Source organism: Aurantimonas marianensis, from assembly GCF_024195285.1.
Taxonomy (GTDB): domain Bacteria; phylum Pseudomonadota; class Alphaproteobacteria; order Rhizobiales; family Rhizobiaceae; genus Aurantimonas; species Aurantimonas marianensis.
Genome location: NZ_JALHBS010000018.1, coordinates 19,635 through 45,355, shown reverse-complemented (window position 1 = coordinate 45,355; position 25,721 = coordinate 19,635). Strand labels below are relative to the sequence as shown.

Sequence of the window (25,721 nt, the reverse complement as noted above, 5' to 3'; positions counted from 1 at the left end):
GATTTATGGCAAGCATCCTACCTCAAGTCCACCCGCTTGCCGGATGGGAGGCCTGGCTACCGCCGGAGAAGCCGGATCCCGGCGTCTGGAAGCGGCGCTTATTCGTCTTTAGTCTTATGCAAATTGCGTTGCCGAATCCGGGATTTGCTGGTTTAGTTGCGCGAGGGAGAATCCGGTTGTCACAGGAAAACGTCGCCATTTCGCGTGGGCTGCCAGAACCGGAACAATTGCGCGTCAATCTATACCGCTTGCTGGCCCGCCTCCTGGCGCTGTCGCCCGATCGTGAATTGCTGGATACGCTGGGCACCCTTTCTGGGGACCATACGGATTTGGGCACCGCGATCGGCGATTTGGCGGCGACGGCGCGTGCGCTGACTTTAGTTGAGGCGCGCGAAGAATATCACGATCTTTTCATCGGCGTAGGGCGGGGCGAGTTGGTCCCCTTCGGCTCCTACTATCTGACCGGCTTCCTGAACGAGAAGCCGCTGGCGCGTCTGCGCGACGACATGGCGCCGCTTGGCATCGCGCGTTCGCCAGGCGCCAAGGAGCCCGAGGATCACATCGGTGCCTTGATGGACATGATGGCCGGACTGATCGACGGCTCGTTCGGACCGCGCCAGCCGCTCCAGACGCAAAAAGCGTTCTTCAAGAAGCATATCGGCTCCTGGGCCGGACATTTTTTCGCCGATCTGGAAAAGGCGCCATCGGCGCGGTTGTACCGGCCGGTCGGCGCGATCGGCAGGCACTTTTTGGAAATCGAGGAAGCCGGCTTCGACATGTGACCGACGCCGGCGGGCCGAATGGCGAGGCTGGGGACGGTTTGGAACATTAGGAAACACGTCTCGCGACGAAGGAGATACCGATGAGCGACAAGGCAAAAGACTCCAGGACGGATCGCCGCGCTTTCCTGAAATTCGCCGGCTTGGGAACGGTCGCGACCGGCGCGGCCCTCGTGACCGGCGGGCAGGCCGAAGCCGAGATCGCGGAGGCGACAACCGCGGCGGACGGCTATCGGGAAACCGATCATGTGAAGACGTTTTATCAGACCGCGCGCTTCTGACGCGAACCCTTAACAGGCCAGTTTGCAGGCGACTGCGACGGAGGAAACGGAGACAACCATGCTCAGGAAGAAGGCTGTTGGGACAGCGAGAACTCCCCGGGTGTCATCTGCGCTGTCGGAATTCGGAAACCGGGCGGTCGATCGCCGCACGTTCCTAAAACGATCGGGGCTGGCCATTGGCGGCGCGGCGGCGATTTCGTCGCTGACCGGCGGAATGGTGCGTCGGGCCGAAGCCGCGGCTGACGCGGCCAACGGCAACATCGAGATCAAGAAGTCGGTTTGCACCCATTGCTCGGTCGGCTGCACCGTCATTGCGGAGGTTTCCAACGGCGTCTGGATCGGCCAGGAGCCGGGTTTCGATTCTCCGTTCAATCTGGGTGCGCATTGCGCCAAGGGCGCGTCGGTGCGCGAGCATGCCCATGGCGAACGCCGGCTGAAATATCCGATGAAGCTCGTCGGCGGGAAATGGCAGCGCGTCAGCTGGGACGAGGCCATCAACGAGATCGGCGACAAGATGCTCGCGGTACGCGAATCGAGCGGGCCCGACTCGGTCTATTGGCTGGGCTCGGCCAAGCATTCCAACGAGCAATCCTATCTGATTCGCAAATTTGCCGCCTATTGGGGTTCGAACAACATCGACCATCAGGCGCGCATCTGTCATTCGACCACGGTCGCGGGTGTTGCCAACACCTGGGGCTACGGCGCGATGACCAACTCCTACAACGACATCCACAACTCCAGGGCGATTTTCCTGATCGGTGGCAACCCGGCCGAAGCCCATCCGGTCTCGCTGCTGCATCTGTTGAAGGCCAAGGAGGAAAACAACGCGCCGCTGATCGTTCTCGATCCGCGCTTCACCCGCACCGCCGCGCATGCCGACGAGTTCGTCCGCTTCCGGCCGGGCACCGACGTGGCGCTGATCTGGGGCATTCTTTATCACATCTTCGAGAATGGCTGGGAGGACAAGCAGTTCATCCAGAGCCGCGTCTGGGGCATGGACCAGATTCGCGCCGAGGTGGCGAAATGGACGCCCGAGGAAGTCGAGAAGGTCACCGGCGTACCGGGATCGCAGTTGAACCGCGTCGCCCGCACGATGGCGGAAAACCGCCCCGCCACGCTGATCTGGTGCATGGGCGGAACCCAGCACACCAACGGCAACAACAACACCCGCGCCTACTGCATCCTCCAGCTGGCTCTTGGCAACATGGGCACGGCCGGCGGCGGCACCAACATCTTCCGCGGCCATGACAATGTGCAGGGCGCGACGGATCTGGGCGTTCTCGCCGACACGCTACCCGGCTATTACGGGCTCAGCGATGGCTCCTGGGCACATTGGGCCCGCGTCTGGGAAGAGGAGCTGGACTGGCTGAAGGGCCGCTTCGCGGTCATGCCGGGCGCGGGTGCCGACGGCAAGGACCGCATGATGATCAACGAGACCGGCATTCCCGTGTCCCGCTGGATCGACGGCGTCCTGGAAGCCAAGGAGAACCTGCACCAGCCGGATAACACCAAGGTCATGGTGTTCTGGGGCCATGCCCCGAACTCGCAGACCCGCTTGCCGGAAATGCAGAAGGCGATGGGCATGCTCGACCTTCTGGTCGTCATCGATCCCTATCCGACCATGACCGCCGTGCTGCAGGATCGCACCGACGGTGTCTACCTGCTGCCCGCCTCCACGCAGTTCGAGACCGTCGGTTCGGTCACCGCATCGAACCGCTCGCTGCAATGGCGCGATAAGGTCGTCGAGCCGCTGTTCGAGTCGCTGCCCGACCACACCATCATGTACAAGTTCGCGGAAAAGTTCGGCTTCGCCGACCGCATGTTCCGCAACAACGAGGTCAAGGACGGCGAACCCGTCGTCGAGGACATCACCCGCGAGTTCAATCGCGGCATGTGGACCATCGGCTATACCGGCCAGTCGCCGGAGCGCATGAAGTCGCACATGGAAAACCAGCAGACCTTCGACAAGACCACCCTGCGCGCCGTTGGCGGCCCGCATGATGGCGAGTTCTACGGCATGCCATGGCCGTGCTGGGGTACGCCGGAGATGAAGCACAGCGGCTCGGCCAATCTCTACGACACCTCGATCCCGGTGGCGCAGGGCGGCATGGGTTTCCGTGCCCGCTTTGGCGTCGAGCGCGACGGCGACAATCTTCTCGCCGAAGGGTCATGGCCGGTCGGTTCGGAGATCGAGGACGGCTACCCGGAGTTCACCTTCGCGATGCTCAAGGAACTGGGCTGGGATAAGGACCTGACGCCTTACGAGCGCCGGTACATCGACTACGTTGCCGGTTTCGCCGATCAGCGTCCCTCCAGGGACAACGAGGTCGGGGAGACCTCGCACACGGGCGAGATTCCGTCCGACTACGACGAGAAGGTCGGCGGCGTGAACTGGAAGACCGACCTTTCCGGCGGTATCCAGCGTGTCGCCATCGCCCATGGCTGCGCGCCTTATGGTAACGCCAAGGCGCGGGCGGTGGTCTGGACCTTCCCCGATCCCGTCCCGATCCATCGCGAGCCGCTCTACACGCCGCGACGCGATCTGGTCACCGACTATCCGACCTATGAGGACAAGACCTTCTGGCGCGTGCCGACAGCCTATGCGTCGATCCAGAAGAACGATTTCTCCAAGGACTTCCCGATGATCATGACGTCGGGGCGGCTGGTCGAGTACGAGGGCGGCGGCGACGAAACGCGGTCGAACCCCTGGCTTGCCGAGCTACAGCAGGACATGTTCGTCGAGATCAACCCTTCGGACGCCAACGATCTTGGCCTTCGGGATCGCGACACGGTCTGGCTGCACAGTCCGGAAGGCGGCAAGATCCGCATCATGGCGATGATCACCGAGCGTGTGGGCCGGGGGGTCGTGTTCACCCCGTTCCACTTTGGCGGTTATTTCCAGGGCAACGATCTTCGCTCGAAATATCCGGAAGGGGCAGACCCCTACGTTCTCGGTGAAGCCTGTAATACCGCGCAGACCTACGGCTACGACTCGGTGACCCAGATGCAGGAAACCAAGACGACGCTGTGTCGGATCGAGCGGGCCTAGAGGGAGGAATAAGACGATGGCGAGAATGAAATTCCTCTGCGATGCCGAGCGCTGCATCGAGTGCAATGCCTGCGTGACCGCTTGCAAGAACGAGAATGAAGTGCCGTGGGGCGTCAATCGCCGGCGTGTCGTCACCATCAATGACGGCAAGCCGGGCGAGCGCTCGATCTCGGTCGCCTGCATGCATTGTTCGGACGCGCCGTGTGCGGCGGTCTGCCCGGTCGACTGCTTCTACACGACGGATGACGGCGTGGTGCTGCACTCCAAGGATCTGTGCATCGGCTGCGGATACTGCTTCTACGCCTGCCCGTTCGGCGCGCCGCAATATCCGCAGGCGTCGAATTTCGGTTCACGCGGCAAGATGGACAAGTGCACCTTCTGCGCGGGCGGTCCGGAAGAGGACAATTCGGCGATCGAGTTCCAGAAATATGGTCGCAACCGCCTTGCCGAGGGCAAGCTTCCGCTCTGCGCGGAAATGTGCTCGACCAAGGCGCTTTTGGCCGGCGATGGCGACACCGTCTCGGCGATCTACCGCGAACGGGTCGTGGCGCGCGGCTTCGGGTCCGGCGCGTGGGGTTGGGGCACTGCCTACGGCCAGAAGACCGGCGGCTGAGCCGGTCATCGCATCCGATCGGCGGGCGGCTCCGGCTGCCCGCCCTTTTTTCCGAACGGCAAGGCGAGACCGTTGCCTTCTTGTCCGGCAATTGACGCTGGATCCGGTGTTTTCGATCCGCTCAGGAGAAGAGCAAATGCCCCGCTTGAGGATGCTCCGCGCTTGGCTGACCCGGCTTGTATCCGGACGTTCATTGACGTCGATCGCACCCGTCATTGCCGTGGCATTCTTGATGACGTTGGCGGCGACCAGCGCCGGGACCGCGCAGAGTTCGGTCCGTCCGCCCGAGAGCGCTGTCTCGACAACCGGATCGCCGACCGGCGGTGCGGTGCCGGGAGATGCGCTGGGAACCACGTCGGACGCGGAAATCTGGCGGGCAGTCCGCGAAGGGGTCTCGGGCAATGTTTCGATTCCCGACAAGAAGGCTGCCGTGCTGGTCCAGTCGGAGGGCGAGTCCTGGCGGTTGCTGCGCAATGGACCGATGTTCGATTATCTCGGCCTCGCCATGATCGGCACCTTGATCCTGCTGGCCCTGTTTTTCGCCATTCGTGGACGGATCCGCGTCGAACACGGCTTGGCCGGCGTCAAGATCAAGCGGTTCTCCACCATCGAGCGCACCGGCCATTGGCTGATGGCGCTGTCCTTCATCATTCTGGCGATCAGCGGCCTCAATGTCTCGTTCGGACGCAGCGTCGTCATGCCGGTGATCGGCAAGGAGGCGTTCGGGCCGATCTCCGAGTTCCTGAAGCTGTCCCATAACTACGTGGCCTTCGCCTTCATGCTGGGCCTGGGTATCGCGTTCGTCACCTGGATCGTCCACAACCTGCCCAGCCGGCACGATCTGGTGTGGCTCGCCCATGCCGGCGGCTTGTTGTCCAAAGGCGTGCATCCCCCGGCAAATAAATTCAACGCGGGTCAGAAGATCATTTTCTGGCTGGTCATGCTCGGTGGGCTTTCGCTCGCCGTCTCGGGATGGGCCCTGCTGTTTCCCTTCGAGCACACTTTCTTCGGCGACACCTTCACCGGTCTCGCCTCGATCGGTCTTGATATCCCGGCGCTGCTGGGGCTGCCGCAGCCGCCTTATTCGGCGATTCTGGAGCAACAGTTCAACACCGTCTGGCACGCCGTGATGGCGGTCTTCATGGTCTGCGTGATCTTTGGCCATATCTACATCGGCACGATCGGCATGGAGGGGGCCTTCGGCGCGGTCGGCAGTGGCAAGGTCGATCTTAACTGGGCCAGGGAACACCACTCGCTTTGGGTCGATGAGCTTCGCGAGAAGGACGCCATGCCCCCGGTCGCGGCCAATCCCGAGCCCGCGGAATAACAGTCGGAAAGCAGGCGATATGGACCGGACGCTCCGGCGGGTGACATTGGCAGCGCTCCTTGCCCTGTCCGCGCCGGCGCAGTCCGCTTCGGGCGAGCAGGAATGGCCTGAGCGCCTGGTCGGCCATGGCGGCCCCGTCATGGCGATCGCCCTGTCCGATGATGGCTCCGAGGCGCTGACCGCATCCTTCGACTATTCGATCATTCGTTGGCGAATGCAGGGCCCGGAGGGCACGATCGTCGCGCGGTTGATCGGACACAACGCCGCCGTCAATGACGTGGTCTTCGTTCCCGGCACCGAAAAGGCGGTTTCCGTCTCCGATGACGGCGCGCTGGCGATCTGGGATCTGCGGGAAAACCGGCTGGAAACCCTGATCGAGGATACCAAAGACAAGGTTCAGGACGTCGTGGTCAGCCTCGACGGGCGTTTCGCGGCCGCGGCGCGTTGGGACGGGACGGCGCGGATCTTCGATATCGCCGGTGGGCGGGAGATCGCCCGCACCGAAGGCCATCGCGGCAATGTCAATGCCGTTGCCTTTTCATTGGACGGCCGGCAGCTCTTCACCGCCGGTTACGATGGCACGGTGCGCGAGTGGCCGCTCGACGACGGGCTGATCGCCGGCCCCTCGCGCCTGCTTCACGCCCATGGCTGGGGCGTCAATGTGCTGGCCGCTCTTCCCGGCGGTTCGCTGCTCGCCTTCGGAACGCTGAACGGCGTGACCGGCGTCATTGATCTGCCGACCGGCGAAGTCGTCGAACTGGCGTCGCAGGAGCACCCGGTCCTGTCGATCGCTGCCTCGCCGCGCGCGGGGTGGTTCGCCACCGGCAGCGCCAACGGTCATGTCCGCGTGTTCGATATGGACTCGGGAAATCTCGTGGAGGAATACGGGGATATCTACGGCCCCGTGTGGGGGCTTTCGTTCACGCCCGAAGGCACCCAGCTCTATCGCAGCGGGCTGGACGATTTCGTCATCCGCTGGCAGGTCGCGCCGCGCCATCCGCTCGAGCCCATCCAGTCGGTCTATCCGCGCCGGTTTCAAACCGTCAGCCGGGCCGGCCCGGGGGAGATGGAATTCTTGCGCAAATGTTCGGTCTGCCACACGCTGACGCCGGACGACGCCAACCGCGCCGGACCGACGCTGTACGGCCTGTTCGGCCGTGTGGCAGGAACGCTGCCGGGCTACAAATATTCCCGGGCTCTGGTGGAATCGGATATTGTCTGGACTCCCGAGACGGTTTCGCGGCTCTTCGACGACGGACCGGATATCGTGACGCCGGGAACCAAGATGCCTGTCCAGCGGCTGAAAAGCGTCGAACGGCGGGACGCGCTGATCGCTTATTTGCTTCAAGCCACGGCCGCTGACGGAAAAACGCCGCTGCCGGGCGAGCGGCAGACCACGAACTGACGGAGTCGGACCGACAATGAAAGCCTTCCTCCTGAGCATCGTAATCCTGCTCGTCGTCTCACTCGGCGTCGGATACCTCCTCGACGAGCCTCTCGAAACGCCGGCGAGCCGTGCCTACTCGACGGAGAACGTGCGGCTGTAATGCGCGTCGCTCGCGGCCTCGCGGCTGTGCTTGCGCTGGCCATCGGGGTGGCCGGCACGGGCGAGACGGCCGCGCTCAAAGGCGGCAATTGGCGCACCGCCATCGCGACCGCCGCGACGCAATCCGTTGTCGCTGTGCTTCCGCTGTTGCCAAAGCATGAGATCGATCAGGAAGAGCCCGAAGGCACCGGGTTCGCGATCCGCGACGGCCGCACCATCGTGACGGCCGACCATGTGCTCGGACGCGCCAACGCCGTGCGCGTGCGGTTGGCTTCCGGCGCCGTCCGCGACGCCGACATCACCCTGCGCGACGCCGATACGGATATCGCCCTGCTGCAAATCGCCGAGCCGCTTCCGCCCTTGGCCTTCCCCGCCGACATACGCACGGGCGCCGATGCCTGCGTGCTTGGAAACGCCTTCGGCCTCGGGATCAGCCTGGCCTGCGGCGTGATATCGGCGACCGGCCGGCGCGGCGTCGGCTTCAATCGCGTCGAGGACTTCCTCCAGACCGACGCGGCAATCAATCCGGGCATGTCCGGAGCGCCACTCATCACGGCGGACGGACACGTCGCCGGAATGGCCAGCGCGATCTTCACCAAGTCCTCGGACGGAAATCTCGGTGTCAACTTCGCCGTCTCCGCGCGGCTCCTTGCGGCGGTGCTGGATGACGGCGAAGATGGCCGTATCGACCGCCGCGCGGCGGGCCTCATCCTGCGCCCGCTGCCGGCGCCCGGCGAGACGGGGGAACCCGGCGCTGAAGTCGTTCGCGTTTCACCCGGTTCGCCGGAAGATCGGGCCGGCATGGCCGAAGGAGACCGTATCCGCGCCATCGGCGAGCTGGCCGTGCGTGGCCAGCCCGACTATCTCGCCGCGATCGTCCTTGCCGCCGGGCAGGACACGCTCACCTTTTCGATTGAACGCGCCGGCGAATTGTTGGACATCCTCGTCCAGAACGAAAGCGAAAAGGAAAAAAACCGATGAGCGAAGAAGCCTTCAACATGTCGCTGAGAAAATTTCTGAAGCAGGTCGGCGTGACCTCGCAGCGGGAAATCGAGGAACTGGTGCGCTCCGGCAAGGCAGGCTCCGGGCCGATGAAGGTCAAGATCGTCCTGACCGCCGAGGGCGCCCCGCTCAATCATGTGGTCGAGGGCGAAATCCAGCTGCCGTGATGATCGCGGCGCCCGAGCTCCGGCCGCTGGCCGTTCCGGAATTTCCACCGGTCTTCACCGGTCACGCGGTCGCCTTGGACGCGGACCCCTTCGCCGTCGCGGTGAAGGGCGTCGCATCCGGTTCGTATGGAGCCGGAGATGTCGTCTGGAGCGAGGATCGCGGCCGCGCCACGGCTGCGTTCGTTCTCGAACCGGAGACGCCTCTCGTCGTTGCGGCGCAGATGGTCCCGGTCATGATGGTCGCGCTCGGCGACGCGCTCGGCGCCATCGGCCCGCCCAATCTGGCATTGACCTTCCGCTGGCCCGGCACGATTCTGGCCAATGGCGGGATCGTCGGCACGGTCGCCTTCCACTCTTCCGGAAACGCCGAAGCTTCCGATATTCCGGACCACATCGTCGTCGCGTTCGAGCTGGCGCTCGACATTTCGGCCCGTTCGCGCGGCGAACCCGGCCTTGACCCGAATGTGACGGCGCTGTTCGAGGAAGGTTGCGGCGAACTGGACCGCACCAGCATCATCGAGGCTGTCGCCCGGCACTTCCTGTCATGGATCGACGGCTGGATGCATGATGGATTTCGCGACGCGCACCAGTCCTGGTTGGCGCGCGCCAACGATCTGGACAAGCATATCGACCTCCCTTTCGACAACGGTGCCCGCTCCGGCACAATGGTCGGCATGGATGAGGACGGCGGCCTGCTTGTTCAGGCGGAGGGGCAGCCGGTGCTGGTCCCTCTTTGCACAGGCTTGGGAGTAGGCGCCTGATGGACGCTCGACCCGCCCCTCCCCGTAACGGGCAGCGGGCAATCTGGAAATCCGCCGGCCTGCATTTGACGCACAGGCTCGAAAGCGGCTGGCTGGCCGTCACGCCGGACTTCTTGCGCGCCTATTACACGCGACCGGAAATCCACCCGATCGAGGAGAGCTGCGAGAACGAGCATCGCCTGTTCGAAAAGCTGATGGAGGCCCCGACAGCGCCGGTTCCCGACGCCGAACTCGCCGCGATCGCCGACAAGGACGCCGCCGACAATTACCGGCTGGTGCTTGGCTATCGCGATCATCTCTTGAAGCACGGCTCGATCGAAGCGGGTTATCTGGCGTTGTTTCAGCCGGGCGCGCCGCAAGTGCCGCCGGTCTTCATCGGGCAGATGGTTCATCTCGTCCTGTGCTCGCTGTTGGCGGATGTGCGCGATCCCTTCGTGCTGCGCGCCGCCGAGTTGTTCTTCCGCGACCAGAAGGCGACGACGAGCGATGGCCAGCTCATGCTCGCCGACGCGGAAATGGTCGAGATGTATTCGGAATCCGGCGGTTTCGGCGGCCTTGGAGCCTTGCTGGCCGAGGCCGGAACGCCGATGCGCGAGGTCTTGCTCGATGTGATGACCGAGGACAACGCCGCCGCCTATTGGGAGCGCGCTGATCAGTTCAATTTCGCGCTCGATTTCCGCTTCACCCAGCCGGGACAGGACGCGCTGGCCCGCGTCGTCGAACGATGGGTCGGCCATTTCATGCGGCTGCCGGTCCGCGTTCAGGCCATGCAGTCGATCACCGACGAACGCTGGACCTGGCACGTCGGCCTCGACGCGGAATCAACGCTGATACTGAACGGGCTCTATGAGGGGGAGCCAGTCGATGAGAACCGTCTCAACCGCATCGCCGCACTGTACCGCATGGAGTTCCTGGAACCCGATCGCCTCATCGAGACGATGCGGGGCAAACCCGCCTATCTGGGTCTGGCGGCGACGGCCGATAATCGCGTTCGACTGAAGCCACAAAACCTGTTGACCAACCTTCCCCTGACACCGGGCCTACAGTGAGCAAGGAACCGACATGACCACATCATCGACATCGATCGTGAACACCCCGTGGATGCGGCTCGTTGCGCTGCTGCTCGCGATCCTGCTCGCCATCGGCGCCTTCTTCCTCTGGCTGAATACCGAGGAATGGGTGCCAAGCGTGGGAGAACGGGCCGAGCGACTTGAGGAATTGACCGTTTCGGGCGATGTGGCCGCCTGCATCGACAAGCGAGTCGCCGATATCGACGCGATGGTCGCGCAGGGCATGATCGGCGCGGACGCCGCCGAGCAGTCACGCGCGCAGGCGCGCTCGCTCTGCTACGACCGCAACTGAGCGATCCGGGCCGCAGCGATCTGCGGTTGATATCAGTCCTCTCTGAAGAAGTCGTCGATCGACAGCCCGCGCTTGCCGGCCTCCAGATAATCGTCGGTCGTGCGAATCCGCGACCGGTGGGCGATCGCGAAGGGATCGCCGCCGTCGGCGGCAAGGGCTTCGAGTCGGCAGTTTTCGCACATCTGCAACAGCGCGACACGCTCCTCGCTCTGGAACATCCAGTGCGTGCCGCCGAGTTTCTCCTTGACCTTGTCGAGCATGCCGCGCGCCGCGAAGGGCGTGCCGCAACGGATGCATTCGGCCGGCTCGTCCTCGTTCAGCGTCACAGGCTGCATGACGGTCGGCGCGAAATTGTAGCGCGCCTCCAGTGAGATCGCGGTTTCCGGGCAGGTAGCCGCGCAGATGCCGCACTGGACGCAGGCCGCTTCCACGAACCGTAATTGCGGCTTGTCCGGATTGTCGCGCAGCGCGTCGGCGGGACAGGCCGAGACGCAGGCCATGCACAGCGTGCAGCGTTGCTTGTCGACGTTGATCGAGCCATAGGGCGCGGATTCGGGCAGACGGATGAGGTCGGACTCTGCCTGCCCCGCCTTGGCCAGGATCGCAATGGCGGCCCGCGCCACCTCGCGCTTGCCGCCCACCGGCGCGAAAGCGGTACGCGCGATTTCCGGCGCCGGCTCGAACTCGTAGAGCGTCGATTCCACGATGTCGGGATCGCTTGCGTCGAGGATCAGGACACGGTTGGCGCCGAGCGCCATGCCGCCGGTCAAAGCGTCGAGGAGAGCGACCTCCTCATTCAGCGCGTTCAGCTCGCCCGTCTTGCGCGGGTCCACCAGCACCACCAGCGAGCGGAACCCGGCGGCCAGCGCCGAGGCCATCAGATCGTGTCCTATGCCGGTAGTCGAGTGCAGTTCGAGCGGGATGACGTTGGCCGGCAGGCCCCGCCCGAGCCGCGCCATGGCATTGATCAGCGGCGCGCCGTGGGTGCGATCGTGAATCAAGAGGACGGGCGATTTTCCGCCCGCGGCGAGATAGGTCTGCGCCAGCGTCTGGACGCGCTCGACCAGCTGGGCGCGCACCGGATAATCGTAGGAGACGGCGCCCGTCGGGCAATGGGCGGCGCAATTGCCGCAGCCACCGCAGATATCGGCGTCGATCAGCACCTCGTCGCCCGCAGGCGTGATCGCACTCGGCGGACAATTGTCGATGCATTTCGTGCAACCGGTCTTCTTCGACCGCTCGTGAGCGCAGATCGCGGCGTCGTACGAGACATAGATCGGTTTCTCGAACTCGCCCTCATAGGCGCTCGCCTCGAAGACAGCCCGCATGACGGCTGCGGGGTCACCCGGGTCGGCGCGGAAATAGCCGTCGCGACCCGCCGGCCGCGCAAACAGGGGGGCGTCGCCGGTCATGTCGAACAGGACGCTGCAGGTCGATCTGGCGCCGTCCCGAGCGAGGCCGAACTGGGGCTCGCCGCGCGAGGAGGGCAGCATGGCCGCATAGCCATCGACGACGACGTCGAAGGCCCCCAGCGAACCATGCGCCATGGACACCTTGCCGCGGAACACCGGAAAATCGAGAACGGCCGGCAGCAGAATGTCGTCGGCTCCCGTCAGGAGCAGCGTGACCGAAAGCGTCCGATTGAGCATCGCGGCGGCGTCGAAGGCCGTCTGCCCCTCGCCCATGACGAGGCACAGCCCGTCGCTGGAGATGGTGCGCAGACGGGCCGGCTTGATCGGCAGGGAAGCAGCGGCGAGCAGCGCGGCCATCTTCGGCGCGGTCGTCGTCTTGTCCGTCGTCCAGCCGGCGGTCTCGCGAATATTGACGAAGGCCGCGACCTCGCGTCCCGCCGCGTCCGCGACTTCGGCAAAGAGCGGGCTTTCCTGGGTACACGCGACGACGATCTCGTCCCCGGCCGCCACCGCGCCTTCGAAGACGCCGATCTGGCCGCGACAGAGATTGGTATGAACGGTCAGCCCCGTCTCGCCGATCGCACGCGCAATGGCTTTTCCATCCATTTTCATGGACTTCTCGCAATTGCAGATCAGGAACCGTTTGTTCGTTGCGGACATGGCTTCTCCCTTGTGAGCGAGCCTTAACACGTTATTCTATCAGCGGAAGCGGGCAAATGAGCCTGTCTGATACGAAAGGATGACGCCGCTTGGCCCGGGAGTTGACGATCATGGTGGGCGTGCTCGCAGAGAAGCGGCGGTCGGTCTCGAGATGGGCGAAGGAGTACTGGATTCCGGTGGGTGTGACACCCGCTTCCGGGAGCTTTTCGGCCGGCGATGAACTCCTGCGCGACGACACCATGACGCGCTACTTCATGGGCGTCCACAATCTGACCTGCCACGCCGCGGACACCGAGGCCTATGTTCATAATTTCAACAGCCAGACGCCGGCGCTTTTCGTCATCCTGCGGCGCTCGGCGGACGACACCCATCCCTTGCCGTGGTTCGTCCATTCGGTGACGGCCTCGCCCTATCTGGCGCAGGACTATGACGACAGCGCCGAAGACATTGTCGAGCGGGTCGCCATGCCGCCGGAAATCGCCGGGGCGATCATGGATTTCGTCGAGCGCTATCACAAGGATGAAGTGTTCAGGAAGCGGCGGCGCGACAAGCTCGACACGGACGACCATAAATTCGGCCAGGAGCCGATCTTCCTGCACCGCGAAAAGCCCGCTGGAGGCAAATTCGATGGCTGACGACGCCGGCAAGCCTGAAGGTTTCCTGTCGCGCTGGTCGCGGCGCAAGCGCGATCTCGAAGACGCCGACCCGGCGGTGGTGAACGCGCCGGACGAATGCGGGCCGGTCGTTGAAGCTGATGCGCCCGATCCGGAAGCCGAGGAGAATCGAATGGCCGCCGAAGCGGTCGACATCGATTCCCTTGTTCGAGGCGACGATTTTTCCATCTTCCTGAAGCGCGGTGTTCCCGAGTTGCTACGCAAGCAAGCGCTGCGAAAGCTGTGGCGAACAGATCCCGTTTTCGCCAATCTCGATGGACTGAACGATTATGACGAGGATTTCCGCAATCCCGCGCACAACGTCTATAAATCCCTGTGGCAGGTCGGGCGCGGGTTCTTGAGCCTTGAAGAGCAGGAGACCCAGCAGGCGACCGGCCGCATGTCGCGGGAGCTCGCGGTCGCGGAATCTGCTGGCGGCGAAGCGGAGCCGGTGGAAGCGGTATCCGAGGCGGAAGCCGAACCGCTGGCAGCCGACGAGACCGCCGCCATTTCCCCGGACGAACACGAAACGCCCGTCGAGATCGCCATCGAAAGCCACGAGGCGGATGAACCCGCCTTCGCGGCTGGGCAATCGATCGAGCCGGAAGAGGCCGAGCAGCCGCGAAGGCGGGTGTCTATACGCAGCCGCCTGGAGGGGTAGGACTTCAGGCTCCGAGACGCCGGCCGGCCCTCCTTCACACGTCCGGATCGGCCAGGTGGGTACGCAGCATTTCCTTGTAGATGCCCGCCATTTCCTCGACGTACACCTCGTGGTCTGCGACATCGCGGACATTGCGCCCGACATGGGCGTTATAACGCGCCGCGGCGTAGAGAAAGGCCATGTGAATGTCCGTCGCGGGGACCTTCCGATTGGCGCGGTTGGCGACATCGATGAACCGGTCGGCCAGCCTGACGAACGCCTCCGGGCTGGTCGCCTCCAGCGGCTCGGCCGCTTGCCCTTGCGTGCCATTTCCCTGCGACGGCATATTCCTGTCTCCTCCTGGCGCGTCCCGGCGGTCGGCCTTATCTCCAATCACGAAGCGCGATTGGCCGCGCACCGCATTTGCCGTATGTGACGGTCCAGACTTCCATAACAGCGAGAGTTCAGTTGGCAATCAGCAAGGACAGCATTCTGGAGCAGCTCAAGCGGGTCAAAGGGCCTGATCTGAGCGGCAACATCGTCGATCTCGGCCTGGTCTCGGATATTTTTCTCGCCGACGGCAAGGCATTCTTTTCATTGACGGTGCCGGCCGACCGTGCCGAGGAACTGGAACCCCTGCGCGCCGCCGCCGAAAAGGCGGCGATGAATGCCGAGGGCGTGGAGAAGGCGGTCGTCGCGCTGACCGCCGAGCGTAGCGGCGCTTCCGCGCCGGCTGTGCGGCCGGCACCGAGCGCCCGCCAGGCCGCCGCCGTGCCCCCGCCAATGGCGGCCCATGCCGCTCACGCCAAACCAACCCCGCCGGCAAAGGCCGGCGTCCCCGGCATCGGCGCGATCATCGCCGTTGCCTCCGGCAAGGGCGGCGTCGGCAAGTCGACCACCGCGGTCAATCTGGCCCTCGGCCTTCAGGCGAACGGGTTGAAGGTCGGCATACTGGATGCCGACATCTACGGCCCCTCCATGCCCCGTCTGCTGCATATTTCCGGCAGGCCGCAGACCGTGTCCGGCCGCATCCTCAAGCCGATGGAGGGCTACGGCCTGAAGGTCATGTCGATGGGCTTCCTCGTCGACGAGGAAACGCCGATGATCTGGCGCGGGCCGATGGTCATCTCGGCGCTGACCCAGATGCTGCGCGAGGGCGAATGGGGCGAACTCGACGTGCTCGTCGTCGACATGCCGCCCGGCACCGGCGACGCCCAGCTCACCATGGCCCAGAACGTGCCGCTGGCCGGCGCGGTCATCGTCTCGACGCCGCAGGATCTCGCTTTGATCGACGCGCGCAAGGGCCTCGCCATGTTCCGGAAGGTCGATGTTCCGATCCTCGGCATCGTCGAGAATATGAGCTATTTCATCTGCCCGAATTGCGGCAGCCAGCACGATATTTTCGGCCATGGCGGAGCGCGCACGGAGGCCGAACGAATCGGCGTGCCGTTCCTTGGCGAGGTGCCGCTCGACATGGCCATCCGCGAGACGTCCGACGGCGGCACGCCGATCGTCGTTTCCGATCCGGACGGCGCGCATGCGAAAATCTACCGGGAAATCGCCGACAAGGCATGGAGACGGGTAAGCGAGGAGCGCCAGATGAGCGGCGCGCCGTCGATCGTCTTCGAGTAGGGGCCGCGCGGCGGCTGGGCTGGATCGGGCCAGGCGGGGCCGCGATATCCCCATCCAGCCCCTCCGGTTTCCCGCGCTCTAGCCCGATACCGCCGTTTCCTGGCGCTTTTCGATCAGGAACACGACGCGGTCTTTGCCCCGCTCGGTGATCTCGACGCTATCGCCGGTCTCGCGGATCAGATTCGGGATGTCGATCATCGCCAGCGGATCGCTGCAATGGACTTCGAGACGATCGCCGGCCGCGATGCTGCCGAGCGCCTTGCGCGTCTTCAGAGCCGGCCACGGGCATTTCAGGCCGACGAGATCGAGTTTGGTCGTGACGGACATGGCCGGCAAATTGGCCGAGGCGCGGGACGGCGTCAATCGCTTTGTCAGTAGAGGCTCGCATAGGCAATGAACCCGACGATATCGCCCGGCTGAACCGCGGTCACGTCCTCGCCAAGTTCGACCAGCCCGTCGGTTTCGACCAGCGACGACAGGAGGCCCGCCCCCTCGCGCGGAAACTTCACGGCTTCCACCGAGCCATTTGTGGCGGGGCTCAGGCTGACACGCACATATTCGCGCCGCCCCTTTTTCTTTTTGTAGGAAAACGCCGCCCGGATCGGCGTCGTGACGGGCGGTTCCGACGTCGCGCCCGCGAGCGCCAGGATCGCCGGTCGGGCGATATGTGCGAAAGTGACGAAGCTCGCCACCGGGTTGCCCGGCAATCCGATGAACGGGGTCCCGCCGATGACGCCCATCGCCACCGGGCGGCCCGGCTTGATCGCGACGCGCCAGAACACCAGCGATCCGGCGCTTTCCACGGCGTCCTTGACGAAATCCGCCTCGCCGGTCGACACGCCGCCCGATGTCAGGATGAGATCTTGCGCGGACGAGGCATCGCGCAGCATTTCCGTGATCACCGCCCGATCGTCCGGCAGAATGCCGAGATCGGTGATCTGGCAGCCGAGCCGCGCCAGCATCGCCATCAGCATGAACCGGTTGGAATCATAGAGCTGCGTCGGCCCGCGCGGCGTCCCGGCCGCGACGATCTCGTTGCCGGTCGAGAACACCGCGACGCGGACCCGGCGGCTGACGTCCAGACGGGTCTCGCCCAGCGCGGCGGCCATCGCGATATCCTGCGGCCGCAGGCGCCGGCCGGCATCCAGGACGACCGCCCCCCTCCGCACGTCCTCGCCGGCGGGGCGCATGTTGGCGCCCGCCTTGAGGCCGGCGGGAAGGACCACCGCACCGGTCTCCTCGAGACGCACATCTTCCTGCATGAAGACCGTGTCGGCGCCGGCCGGCATCGGCGCGCCGGTGAAGATCCGGACGGCCTCCCCGGAGGCGACGGAAAGATTCGCGCCCGGCCCCGCTTGCACCCGCCCGCTGACCTGGAATGCTCGCTCCCCGGTCGAGGGAAGATCGGCGCCGCTGACGGCGTAACCATCGACGGCGGAGTTGGCGAAGGGCGGCAGGGCTATCGGCGCGATCAGGTCGCGGGCGAGAATGCGCCCGTCGGCGTCGCCCAGCGCGAGCGTTTCCGTTTCCGCAAGCGGCAGCAACCGCGATGCGATAAGGGCAATCGTCTCTGCGACCGTCATCATCGGCCCGCCGAAGGCGAAGCAATCGTCCGAAAGTTGAGCCATCGTCACAACCCATATTCGTCGCCGGTCGCCGGGAATGACCGGACGTCCTGCGATCGGCACTATATGACAAGCGATCGACACTCTACCCTTGTCCGGAAATCTTCTGCGCCGGCGCCGGCGCCGGCGCCGGCCCTGGCCGCGACGCACGCGACAAGATCACGATGGGAGCACCATGCAGGAACTGAAGAACAGGGCGGCCGTCCGCGTCGTCATGCCGGATCCCGGCAATTCACGTCTGACGGAGCGGGTGGGAGGCATCGACCAGACCGGTGCGGCGGTGGACCTCAGCGTCCCCGTCGAGCGCGCCCTGACGCTTTATCTGAACGCCCAGGAGATCGTCACGATGATGACGATCAACGACTACCCGGATTATCTGGCGCTCGGCTATCTGTTGAACCAGAACATGCTGAAACCGGACGATGTCGTCACCAGCGTCGAATATGACGAGGACCTCGAAGTGGTGGTCGTCAGGACCGAGCGCGGTACGAATTACGAGCAGAAGCTGAAAAAGCGGACCCTGACATCGGGATGCGCACAGGGCACCGCGTTCGGCGACCTGATGGAGGCGCTGGAGGACATCGAGCTGCCGACAGCGGAACTGCGCACCTCGTGGCTCTACGCGATGACGAAAACGATCAACACGACCCCTTCCCTTTATCTGGAAGCCGGGGCGATCCACGGCTGCGTCCTTTGCGTGAAGGGCGAGCCGATCTGCTACATGGAGGATGTCGGACGGCACAACGCGGTCGACAAGATCGCCGGCTGGATGTTCAGCCACAAGATCGATGCGGCCGACAAGATCCTCTACACCACTGGGCGGCTGACGTCGGAAATGACCATCAAGACTGTGCGGATGGGAATCCCGATCCTGGTTTCGCGCTCCGGCTTCACCGCATGGGGCGTGGCGCTGGCGCGTCAGGTCGGCCTGACGCTGGTTGGCCGGGCGCGAGGCAAGCGTTTCGCCGCGCTGTCGGGCACGGACCGGATCGTCTTCGACCAGGACATCGCGACCGTCGAGGACGAGCCGTCGCGCAGCAAGCGAAAGGGCGCCGGCCATGACGAGTGATCGGACATTGCCGATCGGCGTCATCCTCGCCGGCGGTCTGGCGCGGCGCATGGGCGGCGGCGACAAGCCGATGCGGGCGATCGGCGGGCGCCCGATCCTGTCGCATGTCGTCGATCGCCTCGCGCCGCAATGCGCCGAACTCATTCTCAACGCCAATGGCGACCCGGCCCGCTTTGCTGCCTTCGGCCTGCAGGTGGTCGCCGACACGCTCGAAGACTTCCCCGGACCGCTCGCCGGTATTCTGGCGGCGCTCGATTGGACCGCGGAAAACCGTCCTGGCACAGCCTGGATCGTGAGCGTGGCGGGCGATTGTCCGTTCCTGCCGCGCGATCTGGTGGCCCGTCTCGAGGAGGCGCGGGAAGCCGAGAACGCCGATCTGGCGGTCGCCGCCTCCGGCGGCTGGTCGCATCCGGTAATCGGTCTTTGGAAGGTCGCCTTGCGCGAGGAATTGCGTGACGCCCTCATCGGCGAAGACATGCGCAAGATCGACCGGTGGACAGCGCGCTATCGCCTCGCGACCGTCTCCTGGCCGAACGAGCCCGTCGATCCCTTCTTCAACGCCAATACGGTTGAGGATCTTGGCGAAGCCGAAGCTCTGGCGACCCGTCTCGCCGATTGACAATCAGGCGGGCCGGAATCCCGCCTGTTTCAGCGCCTCGCGGCTTTCCGGCGCGTGGAGCGCCGACAAAAACGCCTGCACCGCGCTCCGCTGTTTCCGCGCCGAAACCAGCACGAAATCGTATGACTCCTCGGTGAGCGGGATGAAGCCGAGCCCCGCCGCTTTTGCCACCGGCTCGATCGTCACGCCCCAGTCGGCACGTTCCTGCGCGATCGCGGCGGCCACCGCGTTGTGCGAGCGCGGCTGGTTCCAGTAGCCGCCGGGGCGATGCTGCCCTAACAGCCGGTCGATCAGGATTCGCGTGCCCGCGCCCTGATTGCGGTTGACCATCAGGCAATCCGGATCGGCGAGTGCGTTGGCGACGGCCTCGTTTGCGCCAGCGCCCTCGAAGCGTTGATCACCGGCGCGAAACGCGATGCCCTGCATGCGCCGCCAGCCGGCAACCAGTTCCAGGCCGTCGGCCAGGAACCGCGCGTTGTAGCTGTCGGTTTGCGGATCGTAGAGGTGGATCGGCGCAAGATCGCACTCGCCGCGTTTGGCCGCCGCGAGTCCGCCCAGGCTGCCGACGCTGAGCGAGCGGACCGTCAGCCCGTCGCGGGCCAGCGGCGCCAGGACCGGGTCGAGGCCGGTGCAGTGGCTGCCGATGATGACCAGATCGGGGATGCGCAGATGCGGTGTGAAGAGTGTGACCTCGGCTTGCGCCCCGGCCGGCAGATGGTCGGCCAGCGCTTCGATGCGCAAGAACCCGTCGGCTTGCGAAAACGAGGTGATGGCGCCGGACCCCTTGCCGGTCGGATAGGCGATCAACCCGTCGTCGCCCTGAACCAGCGAGACCATCGTGAACTCGGTGCGCCCCAGTTCCGAAGCGATCCGCACGGGGACCCGCACTGATACCCGTGTCTCGGCACGTGGCGGCAGGCCCGCCATACGGCGAAGGATCGGTGCGATCATGTCGTGAAAGGTGAACATCGCCGAGGTCGGGAACCCCGGCAGGATAACCACCGGCTTGGCCTCGCAGACCGCCAGACAAAGCGGCTTCCCCGGCTTGAGCGCAACGCCATGCGCGACGATCCCCGGCTGGCCCAGCCGAGCGACGATGCGATGGCTGACGTCGCCGGCGCCCTTCGAGGTGCCGCCGGAAAGGATGATCATGTCGTGAGTTGCGAGCGCCGCGCGCATGGCGGCTTCCAGCTTGTCCTCGTCGTCGGGGAACGCGCCGAGGAAATCCGGCACGCCGCCATTCTCGAAAACGGCTGCGGCGATGATCGCGCCGTTGGTGTCGTAGACGGAAGCCGGACCGAGCGCCTGTCCGGGCTGCGCGAGTTCGTCGCCGGTCGACAGGACCGCGACCTTGACCTTTCGCGCGACCGGCAGGCGCGCGAGGCCGCAGGCGGCCGCCATGCCGATTTCGCGCGAGCCGATGACGGTCCCGGCACGCAAGAGCATTTCGCCGCGCGCGATGTCCGAGCCCGCATAGGAAATGAACTGGCCGGCCGAGGCCGCGCGCCGGACTTCGACCGCGTCGTCTTCAAGGGGCTGCGTGTGCTCGACCATGACGATCGCGTCGGCCCCGCGCGGAACCATCCCGCCCGTCGAGATCGGCGTGGCGGTACCGCTGGACACCGACAATGTCGGAGCAACCCCGCAAGCGAGTGTCTCGGGATTGAGAGCCAGGCGCGCCGGATTGGCCTGGCCGCGGGTCGCCAGATCATTCGACTGCACGGCGAACCCGTCGACATTGGACCGATCGAACGGCGGCACGTCGATGGGCGAGACGAGATCGGCCGCGAGCACCCGGCCCAGCGCATCCTCGAGCGCGCATTGCTCGCTCGCGGGCGGGCGTGGGAACACGGCCGCCTCGAACCGGCGAAATGCCTCTTCGCGTGACAGAATCGACAGGAACTGCTCCTGCTCCACACCCCCGCCGCGGACGGTGGCCGGGGCGTTCGGCGCGATCGCGAAATTCTTCGTCATGGCGCCTCGTGGAGAGAATATCCCGCAACGGGCGTGCCGGCGGCATGGCCTTCGCTCATCGCGGGAATCAGGCACCACGCGTCGGCCGACACAAGTTGCGCCGGCGACAGGGCACCGACCGTAAGCGGCGTCCAGGCGCGTTCAGTCTGCTTCAGTAAAACGATGTCCGTCACTCCGATTCCCGACGATATCTTGCGCGCAAGCGGCAGGGATACCGGGTCTCGCGGTCTGGCTCCAGTCAACACGAGCAGGATCGGCTCGACAAGGGTCAGCCAGACCGCCAGCGCTTGATCCGGCTGCCCCGGCAATGCGATTACCGGGATTTGTCCGACCCGGCCGAAGGCGGCGGTGCGCCCGGGTTGCAGCGCGATCCCGTGGGCGAAGCGTTCGCCCGCCTGTGCGATAGCGGCCGCCGTTTGGTCGTTCCGGCCCGCTCCCGTGCCCCCGACGAGGACGATCAGGTCCGCGGCTTCTGCCAATATGTTGCTCGCGATGGAGGCCGCGTCGCGCTTGCAGGAAACGCGCGCCACAACGGCGCCCGCGGCTCCCGCCCGCGCAGCCGCGAAATCGGCGGTCAGGCGCGCGGCATGGGCGGATTCCAGATCGATCAGCCGAACCAGCGGGCGTCGCACCGGCAAGTCCATGAGGCCGCCCCGGCGCGCGCACAGAAGGTCGAAGGCGGAGATTCTTCGGCCGGGAATTGCCGGTAACTGCCCCACCGCGATATCCTCGCCGGCGCGGCGCACGCCTTGGCCCGGAATGGCCTCGGTGAGGACCTGGATCAATGGTCCTTGCGCATCGACACCGTGCAGGTCGACAACGCAGTCGCATCCGTCCGGCAGGATGTCGCCGACCTCGACCCGGACCGGAGGAACCGCCGGCACGGCTGGCGCGAAAGACGAGGCGCCGATCAGATCCCGCGCCGCCAATGCCCAGCCGTCGATCGCCGCTTCATCCCACGACGGACAGGCGTGCGACGCCGGTTCGGGCTCAGCGGCGATTGCGCCGAGCACGGCGTCAAGCGGCAGATCGACCGGCGCGACCGGCGCCAGCCCGTCCAAAAGCCAGTCATGGACCACATCGAAGGCGGCCAGAGCCCCGCCGATTTCCTGGAGAGCCGTCATTTTCCCCGCTGATTCACTGATCGATCCCGGCTCGATATAACAGCGATCGCGGCCTACGGCATCCCGAGGAAAGGGTGATTTCGGTACGGCTCGCGAAGACCCTATGCGGCGGGCACGGGCGTGCCGATCCGCGTCCCCCGCCTGTCAGGTCGAGAAAGGCTGCAAAAAGAATCGTCCACCGGGTCGATCAACTCAGCTGGGTTCCCGTCCCGCAGCCCTCGGCTCCAACTGATCCAGAAGCTGGTCCTGACCGGGTTAGAGCGATCTAGGCCAGCAAGAGAGCCGAGCGAGCCCGATCAGTGTCGCGATGCATGAGAGCTTCGTGCGGACCTGGGTCTTGTCGCTGCCGTCGTTCACGTGACGAGCAGCTGCCGGCTTCCGTCAAAGAACGCCACGCTCCTGCGACCGGGGCAACCCCTGCCTGTAAGGCGGCCGATCCGGTGGAAGTATCGCAGGACCTCCGCCAACCAGGCCCGGACTGACGGTCATCGGTACGCCGGCCGCGCCGCATTCGCTGATGATCAAGCGCGCGATCATCAGTTTCTTCGCCTCCTCACCGCAAAACCTGCCGGCAAGTTCTGCCACGAGGGTGTTGACGGACACCGCGGTCATGCGCTCGCGCGCCTCCTCGACCATGGTTTTGATGCTGTCACGTAAATTGTCCATCCGGACCTCCTTGCACAGCATATTTTCGCGATGTCGCATGCCATGCATTAAGCCATTTGAACTTTGGGCGTTTTCGGGACGAAACAGTGGCGGCAATCGGCACGAACGGAGCTGCCTTCAGGTTCGGCATGTATCGATCATCCAGCGTCGCAGGACCTCCACCGCCGTCGTGAGCTCGACCTGCTGGCTGAACCGGCTCTCATACACTCGCATCAGAGCGTCATGGGTCTCGTCGGCGCCGCTGCACAGCGCGTCCCGGGGAAGAACGACGTGGAAGCCATGGTCCATTGCGTCCATCACGGCCGCAAGAACACACACGTCGGTTTCCGCACCCGTGATGATCAAGGTCTCGACATCCCGCTCTCTCAGACGGCTGACTAGCCGGCCATCGTAAAAGGGCGAGTAGACCGACTTGTCGAACAGGGTGGCCGGAGGGACGAGCGCGGCGAGCGGTTGGACCAGATCTAGAAGCCCGGCATCGATCTCGTCCCGGGTGAACCGGTGATGACGCTGAAAATAGCCCCGCCAGGCACCCTCAGCCTCGTCTGCTGTCCGCGGCGGTATGAAGCGGGTGAAAATCGTACGTTCGGGGCAATGCTTCACGATCGATTCGACGACCGGCAAGACTCGATCCATCCAGGGCGTGCGCCACTCGGTCTCCTCGGCGAACATCCTCTGCATATCGACGCAAAGATGGGCGGTTTGCCGATCCAGCCTCTTGCGAACATTGTGGCTGTTCATCGTTCCCCTTTCGATCGATCCGCGCTCGCCCTGCTGTCGCCGGCGGGCGCGCAGTCGGCCGGAATGAACTCATCCGCCTCGCGGTTCCCGCTGCGTTTCTTTCGCGGCAACGGATCGGCGCGATGATTTGCGCGCATCTCCGCCAGATTTTTCACGTCTTCAGGGCGATGACCGACCGACGTCAGACGCCGGTACGCGGGATCGGTTGGCGAGTCAGACTTTCGCCCGTTTCGGTCGGCGCGGCTTGCCCTGGGGTTTATTCGGGGTTGGCGCGCCGTCCTGGCGCTTGCCTTGAAAGGGTTTCTTGCCGCGCGGCTTGCCCGACGGCCGCTTGTCCCCGCGCGGCCCCTGATCGCCGGGCGAACCCGCTATCGAGATCGTGATGTCGTCGCCGTCGCTCACTTCAGCCGCGGCGGCGAATTTCTTGGCGACGCCCTCGCTGATCTCGACCTTGGTCTCGCGGTCGAAGATCTTGATCGCGCCGATCTCGTCACGGGTGATCTTGCCGCGCCGGCACAGCAGCGGCAGAATCCATTTCGGGTCGGCATTGTTGCGCCGGCCGACATCCATGTGGAACCACACGGTCGGACCGCCGCGAGCGCGCTCCTTGCCGCGGCCCCGATCGCGGTCCCTTCCCCGGCCCTCGGCATAATCCTTGCCGGCCTTGGGGTCCGGGCCGAAGCCGGGATCGAAGACGTCCTCCGGCGACGGCAGGCGCGACCGATAGAGCCGCGCCAGCGCCGCCGCGATCTCCTCGGGCGATCGTGTCGCCAGCAGATTGCGGGCGGCGGCCAGATCGTCCTCGCTGGCCTCCTCGGTCAGGATCGGATCGGACAACAATCGCTGCTCGTCCAGCCGGTGGATTTCGTCGGCGGAGGGCGCCCCGCCCCATGTCGCCTGGATGCGGGCTTCGGCCAGCAGCCGCTCGGCCTTGCGCCGCCGCGAAATCGGCACCAGCAGCACCGACACGCCCTTGCGGCCGGCGCGGCCCGTCCGCCCGCTGCGATGCTGCAGCGTCTCCGCGTCGCTTGGCAGATCCGCGTGGACGACGAGGCCAAGGCTCGGCAGATCGATGCCGCGCGCCGCCACATCGGTGGCAACGCACACCCGCGCGCGCCCGTCACGCAGCGCCTGCATCGCCTGATTGCGCTCGCTCTGGCCAAGTTCGCCGGACAGCGTCACCGCCGAAAAGCCGCGCTCCAGCAGCCCCGAGGAGAGATGGCGCACCGCCTCACGCGTGTTGCAGAACACGATCGCGCTCGGCGAATCCGCCTGCCGCAGCACGTTGACGATGGCGTGCTCCATCTCGTTCGGCGCGATCCGGATGGCGCGATATTCGATGTCGACATGGCCGGCGGCGCCACGCGTCGCCTCGATGCGCACCGCATCGCGCTGATAGCGCTTGGCCATGGCGGTGATCGTCTTCGGCAGGGTTGCCGAGAACAGCAGGGTACGGCGGTCGCGCGGCGTCGCCTCGAGCAGAAATTCCAGATCCTCGCGGAAGCCGAGATTGAGCATCTCGTCAGCCTCGTCCAGGACCAGGGCCTTGAGCCCGCCGATCCGCAGCGCGCCGCGCTCCAGATGGTCGCGCAGGCGGCCAGGCGTTCCCACCACGATGTGGACACCCTGGGCCAGCTTTCGTTTCTCGGCGCGCGGGTCCATGCCGCCCACGCAGGTGACGATCTCAGCCCCGGTCTGGGCGTAGAGCCAGGTCAGTTCGGTCGTGACCTGCATCGCCAGCTCGCGCGTCGGCGCGACGATCAGCGCCAGCGGCGCGCCGGCCACGCCCAGCCGCTCCGCATCGCCGAGCAGCGTGGAGGCGATCGCCAGACCGTAGGCGATCGTCTTGCCCGATCCGGTCTGGGCCGAGACGAGGAGATCGCGCTCCGCCGCCCCCGCCTCCAGCACCGCGTCCTGGACGGGCGTCGGATCTTCATAGCCGCGCTCCGCTAGGGCGCGGGCAAGCGGAGGGCTCGTCGGGCGAAACGACATCGGTCAGTCCTTGCATGGTGACGGTCA

General features: G+C 65.4%; 26 protein-coding genes. 17 read left to right on the top strand and 9 right to left on the bottom strand.

Going from position 1 to position 25,721, the window contains the following annotated elements:
* The first annotated feature begins 5 nt into the window (after positions 1-5).
* From MJ956_RS03245 to MJ956_RS03195, 12 genes are all read left to right on the top strand, one after another.
* Entirely contained in the window at positions 6-782 is a 777-nt protein-coding gene (locus MJ956_RS03245) for a TorD/DmsD family molecular chaperone (RefSeq protein WP_253963045.1), read from the top strand.
* 80 nt (positions 783-862) lie between these two features.
* Positions 863-1,060 carry a twin-arginine translocation signal domain-containing protein gene (locus tag MJ956_RS03240; protein WP_253963044.1) on the top strand — a complete coding sequence of 66 codons (198 nt, stop codon included), beginning with the start codon at positions 863-865 and terminating at the stop codon, positions 1,058-1,060.
* Positions 1,061-1,118: 58 nt separating this feature from the next.
* Positions 1,119-4,109, top strand: coding sequence for a formate dehydrogenase subunit alpha (locus tag MJ956_RS03235; RefSeq protein WP_253963043.1), 2,991 nt, complete (start codon positions 1,119-1,121; stop codon positions 4,107-4,109).
* Positions 4,110-4,125: 16 nt separating this feature from the next.
* Complete coding sequence (gene fdh3B / locus MJ956_RS03230) at positions 4,126-4,722, top strand: formate dehydrogenase FDH3 subunit beta (protein WP_253963042.1); 597 nt, start codon at positions 4,126-4,128, stop codon at positions 4,720-4,722.
* Positions 4,723-4,954: 232 nt separating this feature from the next.
* Entirely contained in the window at positions 4,955-6,049 is a 1,095-nt protein-coding gene (locus MJ956_RS03225; RefSeq protein WP_253963041.1) for a formate dehydrogenase subunit gamma, read from the top strand.
* Between the two features lie 19 nt (positions 6,050-6,068).
* Positions 6,069-7,454, top strand: coding sequence for a cytochrome C (locus tag MJ956_RS03220; protein WP_253963040.1), 1,386 nt, complete (start codon positions 6,069-6,071; stop codon positions 7,452-7,454).
* A gap of 16 nt (positions 7,455-7,470) precedes the next feature.
* Entirely contained in the window at positions 7,471-7,596 is a 126-nt protein-coding gene (locus MJ956_RS18735) for a hypothetical protein (protein ID WP_256477715.1), read from the top strand.
* Positions 7,596-8,576, top strand: coding sequence for a S1C family serine protease (locus tag MJ956_RS03215; RefSeq protein WP_253963039.1), 981 nt, complete (start codon positions 7,596-7,598; stop codon positions 8,574-8,576). Before MJ956_RS18735 ends, MJ956_RS03215 begins: the two co-directional genes overlap by 1 nt.
* Positions 8,573-8,764, top strand: coding sequence for a DUF6494 family protein (locus tag MJ956_RS03210; RefSeq protein WP_206452896.1), 192 nt, complete (start codon positions 8,573-8,575; stop codon positions 8,762-8,764). Before MJ956_RS03215 ends, MJ956_RS03210 begins: the two co-directional genes overlap by 4 nt.
* A complete protein-coding gene (locus MJ956_RS03205; RefSeq protein WP_253963038.1) occupies positions 8,764-9,525 on the top strand; it encodes a biotin/lipoate--protein ligase family protein in 762 nt (253 codons plus the stop codon). The genes MJ956_RS03210 and MJ956_RS03205 overlap by 1 nt, the downstream gene beginning before the upstream one ends.
* The gene (locus tag MJ956_RS03200) at positions 9,525-10,574 is read left to right on the top strand and encodes a DUF6352 family protein (protein ID WP_253963037.1); all 1,050 of its coding nucleotides are present in this window, start codon (positions 9,525-9,527) and stop codon (positions 10,572-10,574) included. The genes MJ956_RS03205 and MJ956_RS03200 overlap by 1 nt, the downstream gene beginning before the upstream one ends.
* Positions 10,575-10,587: 13 nt before the next feature.
* Positions 10,588-10,887, top strand: a complete 300-nt coding sequence (locus MJ956_RS03195; protein WP_253963036.1) for a hypothetical protein — start codon at positions 10,588-10,590, stop codon at positions 10,885-10,887.
* 32 nt (positions 10,888-10,919) lie between these two features.
* Here MJ956_RS03195 and MJ956_RS03190 read toward each other — a convergent pair whose 3' ends face one another.
* Positions 10,920-12,959, bottom strand: coding sequence for a 4Fe-4S binding protein (locus tag MJ956_RS03190; protein ID WP_253963035.1), 2,040 nt, complete (start codon positions 12,957-12,959; stop codon positions 10,920-10,922).
* An 89-nt stretch (positions 12,960-13,048) separates the two neighbouring features.
* Between MJ956_RS03190 and MJ956_RS03185 the strand changes: the two genes are divergently transcribed.
* Both MJ956_RS03185 and MJ956_RS03180 read left to right on the top strand, forming a co-directional pair.
* The gene (locus MJ956_RS03185) at positions 13,049-13,594 is read left to right on the top strand and encodes a DUF3305 domain-containing protein (RefSeq protein ID WP_253963034.1); all 546 of its coding nucleotides are present in this window, start codon (positions 13,049-13,051) and stop codon (positions 13,592-13,594) included.
* Positions 13,587-14,273 carry a DUF3306 domain-containing protein gene (locus MJ956_RS03180; RefSeq protein WP_253963033.1) on the top strand — a complete coding sequence of 229 codons (687 nt, stop codon included), beginning with the start codon at positions 13,587-13,589 and terminating at the stop codon, positions 14,271-14,273. Before MJ956_RS03185 ends, MJ956_RS03180 begins: the two co-directional genes overlap by 8 nt.
* Positions 14,274-14,307: 34 nt before the next feature.
* On the opposite strand, the gene MJ956_RS03175 is transcribed toward MJ956_RS03180, so the two are convergent.
* Positions 14,308-14,598 (bottom strand): DUF3144 domain-containing protein, encoded by a 291-nt coding sequence (locus MJ956_RS03175; RefSeq protein WP_253963032.1) that lies wholly within the window; start codon positions 14,596-14,598, stop codon positions 14,308-14,310.
* Positions 14,599-14,720: 122 nt separating this feature from the next.
* Here MJ956_RS03175 and apbC point away from each other — a divergent pair, with 122 nt between their 5' ends.
* Positions 14,721-15,884 carry an iron-sulfur cluster carrier protein ApbC gene (apbC, locus tag MJ956_RS03170; RefSeq protein WP_253963031.1) on the top strand — a complete coding sequence of 388 codons (1,164 nt, stop codon included), beginning with the start codon at positions 14,721-14,723 and terminating at the stop codon, positions 15,882-15,884.
* 78 nt (positions 15,885-15,962) lie between these two features.
* Here apbC and MJ956_RS03165 read toward each other — a convergent pair whose 3' ends face one another.
* Complete coding sequence (locus MJ956_RS03165) at positions 15,963-16,211, bottom strand: sulfurtransferase TusA family protein (protein ID WP_253963030.1); 249 nt, start codon at positions 16,209-16,211, stop codon at positions 15,963-15,965.
* Between the two features lie 44 nt (positions 16,212-16,255).
* A complete protein-coding gene (locus MJ956_RS03160) occupies positions 16,256-17,512 on the bottom strand; it encodes a molybdopterin molybdotransferase MoeA (RefSeq protein WP_253963029.1) in 1,257 nt (418 codons plus the stop codon).
* Between the two features lie 172 nt (positions 17,513-17,684).
* On the opposite strand from MJ956_RS03160, the gene MJ956_RS03155 reads away from it, so the two are divergent.
* Both MJ956_RS03155 and mobA read left to right on the top strand, forming a co-directional pair.
* On the top strand, positions 17,685-18,578 hold the full coding sequence (locus MJ956_RS03155; protein ID WP_253963028.1) for a formate dehydrogenase accessory sulfurtransferase FdhD: 894 nt from the start codon (positions 17,685-17,687) through the stop codon (positions 18,576-18,578).
* The gene (gene mobA, locus MJ956_RS03150; RefSeq protein WP_253963027.1) at positions 18,568-19,197 is read left to right on the top strand and encodes a molybdenum cofactor guanylyltransferase MobA; all 630 of its coding nucleotides are present in this window, start codon (positions 18,568-18,570) and stop codon (positions 19,195-19,197) included. The genes MJ956_RS03155 and mobA overlap by 11 nt, the downstream gene beginning before the upstream one ends.
* A 3-nt stretch (positions 19,198-19,200) precedes the next feature.
* Here mobA and MJ956_RS03145 read toward each other — a convergent pair whose 3' ends face one another.
* The 5 genes from MJ956_RS03145 to MJ956_RS03125 form a co-directional block, all read right to left on the bottom strand.
* On the bottom strand, positions 19,201-21,171 hold the full coding sequence (locus MJ956_RS03145; protein ID WP_253963026.1) for a molybdopterin biosynthesis protein: 1,971 nt from the start codon (positions 21,169-21,171) through the stop codon (positions 19,201-19,203).
* Positions 21,168-22,295 carry a molybdopterin-binding protein gene (locus MJ956_RS03140; RefSeq protein WP_253963025.1) on the bottom strand — a complete coding sequence of 376 codons (1,128 nt, stop codon included), beginning with the start codon at positions 22,293-22,295 and terminating at the stop codon, positions 21,168-21,170. The genes MJ956_RS03145 and MJ956_RS03140 overlap by 4 nt, the downstream gene beginning before the upstream one ends.
* A gap of 381 nt (positions 22,296-22,676) precedes the next feature.
* Entirely contained in the window at positions 22,677-23,000 is a 324-nt protein-coding gene (locus MJ956_RS03135; protein WP_253963024.1) for a hypothetical protein, read from the bottom strand.
* A gap of 78 nt (positions 23,001-23,078) precedes the next feature.
* Positions 23,079-23,702: a cysteine hydrolase family protein gene (locus MJ956_RS03130; protein ID WP_253963023.1), complete on the bottom strand. Its 624-nt coding sequence runs from the start codon at positions 23,700-23,702 to the stop codon at positions 23,079-23,081.
* A 213-nt stretch (positions 23,703-23,915) separates the two neighbouring features.
* Entirely contained in the window at positions 23,916-25,694 is a 1,779-nt protein-coding gene (locus MJ956_RS03125) for a DEAD/DEAH box helicase (RefSeq protein ID WP_253963022.1), read from the bottom strand.
* Between the last annotated feature and the right edge of the window lie 27 nt (positions 25,695-25,721).

Coding starts and splice junctions, on each gene's coding strand:
- MJ956_RS03220 (WP_253963040.1), top strand. CDS start 6,069: ATGGACCGGACGCTCCGGCGGGTGACATTGGCAGCGCTCCTTGCCCTG.
- MJ956_RS03205 (WP_253963038.1), top strand. CDS start 8,764: ATGATCGCGGCGCCCGAGCTCCGGCCGCTGGCCGTTCCGGAATTTCCA.
- MJ956_RS03135 (WP_253963024.1), bottom strand. CDS start 23,000: ATGCGACATCGCGAAAATATGCTGTGCAAGGAGGTCCGGATGGACAAT.
- MJ956_RS03145 (WP_253963026.1), bottom strand. CDS start 21,171: ATGACGAAGAATTTCGCGATCGCGCCGAACGCCCCGGCCACCGTCCGC.
- MJ956_RS03140 (WP_253963025.1), bottom strand. CDS start 22,295: ATGACGGCTCTCCAGGAAATCGGCGGGGCTCTGGCCGCCTTCGATGTG.
- MJ956_RS03130 (WP_253963023.1), bottom strand. CDS start 23,702: ATGAACAGCCACAATGTTCGCAAGAGGCTGGATCGGCAAACCGCCCAT.
- mobA (WP_253963027.1), top strand. CDS start 18,568: ATGACGAGTGATCGGACATTGCCGATCGGCGTCATCCTCGCCGGCGGT.
- MJ956_RS03195 (WP_253963036.1), top strand. CDS start 10,588: ATGACCACATCATCGACATCGATCGTGAACACCCCGTGGATGCGGCTC.
- MJ956_RS03210 (WP_206452896.1), top strand. CDS start 8,573: ATGAGCGAAGAAGCCTTCAACATGTCGCTGAGAAAATTTCTGAAGCAG.
- MJ956_RS03235 (WP_253963043.1), top strand. CDS start 1,119: ATGCTCAGGAAGAAGGCTGTTGGGACAGCGAGAACTCCCCGGGTGTCA.
- MJ956_RS03165 (WP_253963030.1), bottom strand. CDS start 16,211: ATGTCCGTCACGACCAAACTCGATCTCGTCGGCCTGAAATGCCCGTGG.
- MJ956_RS03245 (WP_253963045.1), top strand. CDS start 6: ATGGCAAGCATCCTACCTCAAGTCCACCCGCTTGCCGGATGGGAGGCC.
- MJ956_RS03175 (WP_253963032.1), bottom strand. CDS start 14,598: ATGCCGTCGCAGGGAAATGGCACGCAAGGGCAAGCGGCCGAGCCGCTG.
- MJ956_RS18735 (WP_256477715.1), top strand. CDS start 7,471: ATGAAAGCCTTCCTCCTGAGCATCGTAATCCTGCTCGTCGTCTCACTC.
- MJ956_RS03215 (WP_253963039.1), top strand. CDS start 7,596: ATGCGCGTCGCTCGCGGCCTCGCGGCTGTGCTTGCGCTGGCCATCGGG.
- MJ956_RS03160 (WP_253963029.1), bottom strand. CDS start 17,512: ATGGCTCAACTTTCGGACGATTGCTTCGCCTTCGGCGGGCCGATGATG.
- fdh3B (WP_253963042.1), top strand. CDS start 4,126: ATGGCGAGAATGAAATTCCTCTGCGATGCCGAGCGCTGCATCGAGTGC.
- MJ956_RS03225 (WP_253963041.1), top strand. CDS start 4,955: ATGACGTTGGCGGCGACCAGCGCCGGGACCGCGCAGAGTTCGGTCCGT.
- MJ956_RS03125 (WP_253963022.1), bottom strand. CDS start 25,694: ATGTCGTTTCGCCCGACGAGCCCTCCGCTTGCCCGCGCCCTAGCGGAG.
- MJ956_RS03200 (WP_253963037.1), top strand. CDS start 9,525: ATGGACGCTCGACCCGCCCCTCCCCGTAACGGGCAGCGGGCAATCTGG.
- MJ956_RS03240 (WP_253963044.1), top strand. CDS start 863: ATGAGCGACAAGGCAAAAGACTCCAGGACGGATCGCCGCGCTTTCCTG.
- MJ956_RS03190 (WP_253963035.1), bottom strand. CDS start 12,959: ATGTCCGCAACGAACAAACGGTTCCTGATCTGCAATTGCGAGAAGTCC.
- MJ956_RS03180 (WP_253963033.1), top strand. CDS start 13,587: ATGGCTGACGACGCCGGCAAGCCTGAAGGTTTCCTGTCGCGCTGGTCG.
- MJ956_RS03155 (WP_253963028.1), top strand. CDS start 17,685: ATGCAGGAACTGAAGAACAGGGCGGCCGTCCGCGTCGTCATGCCGGAT.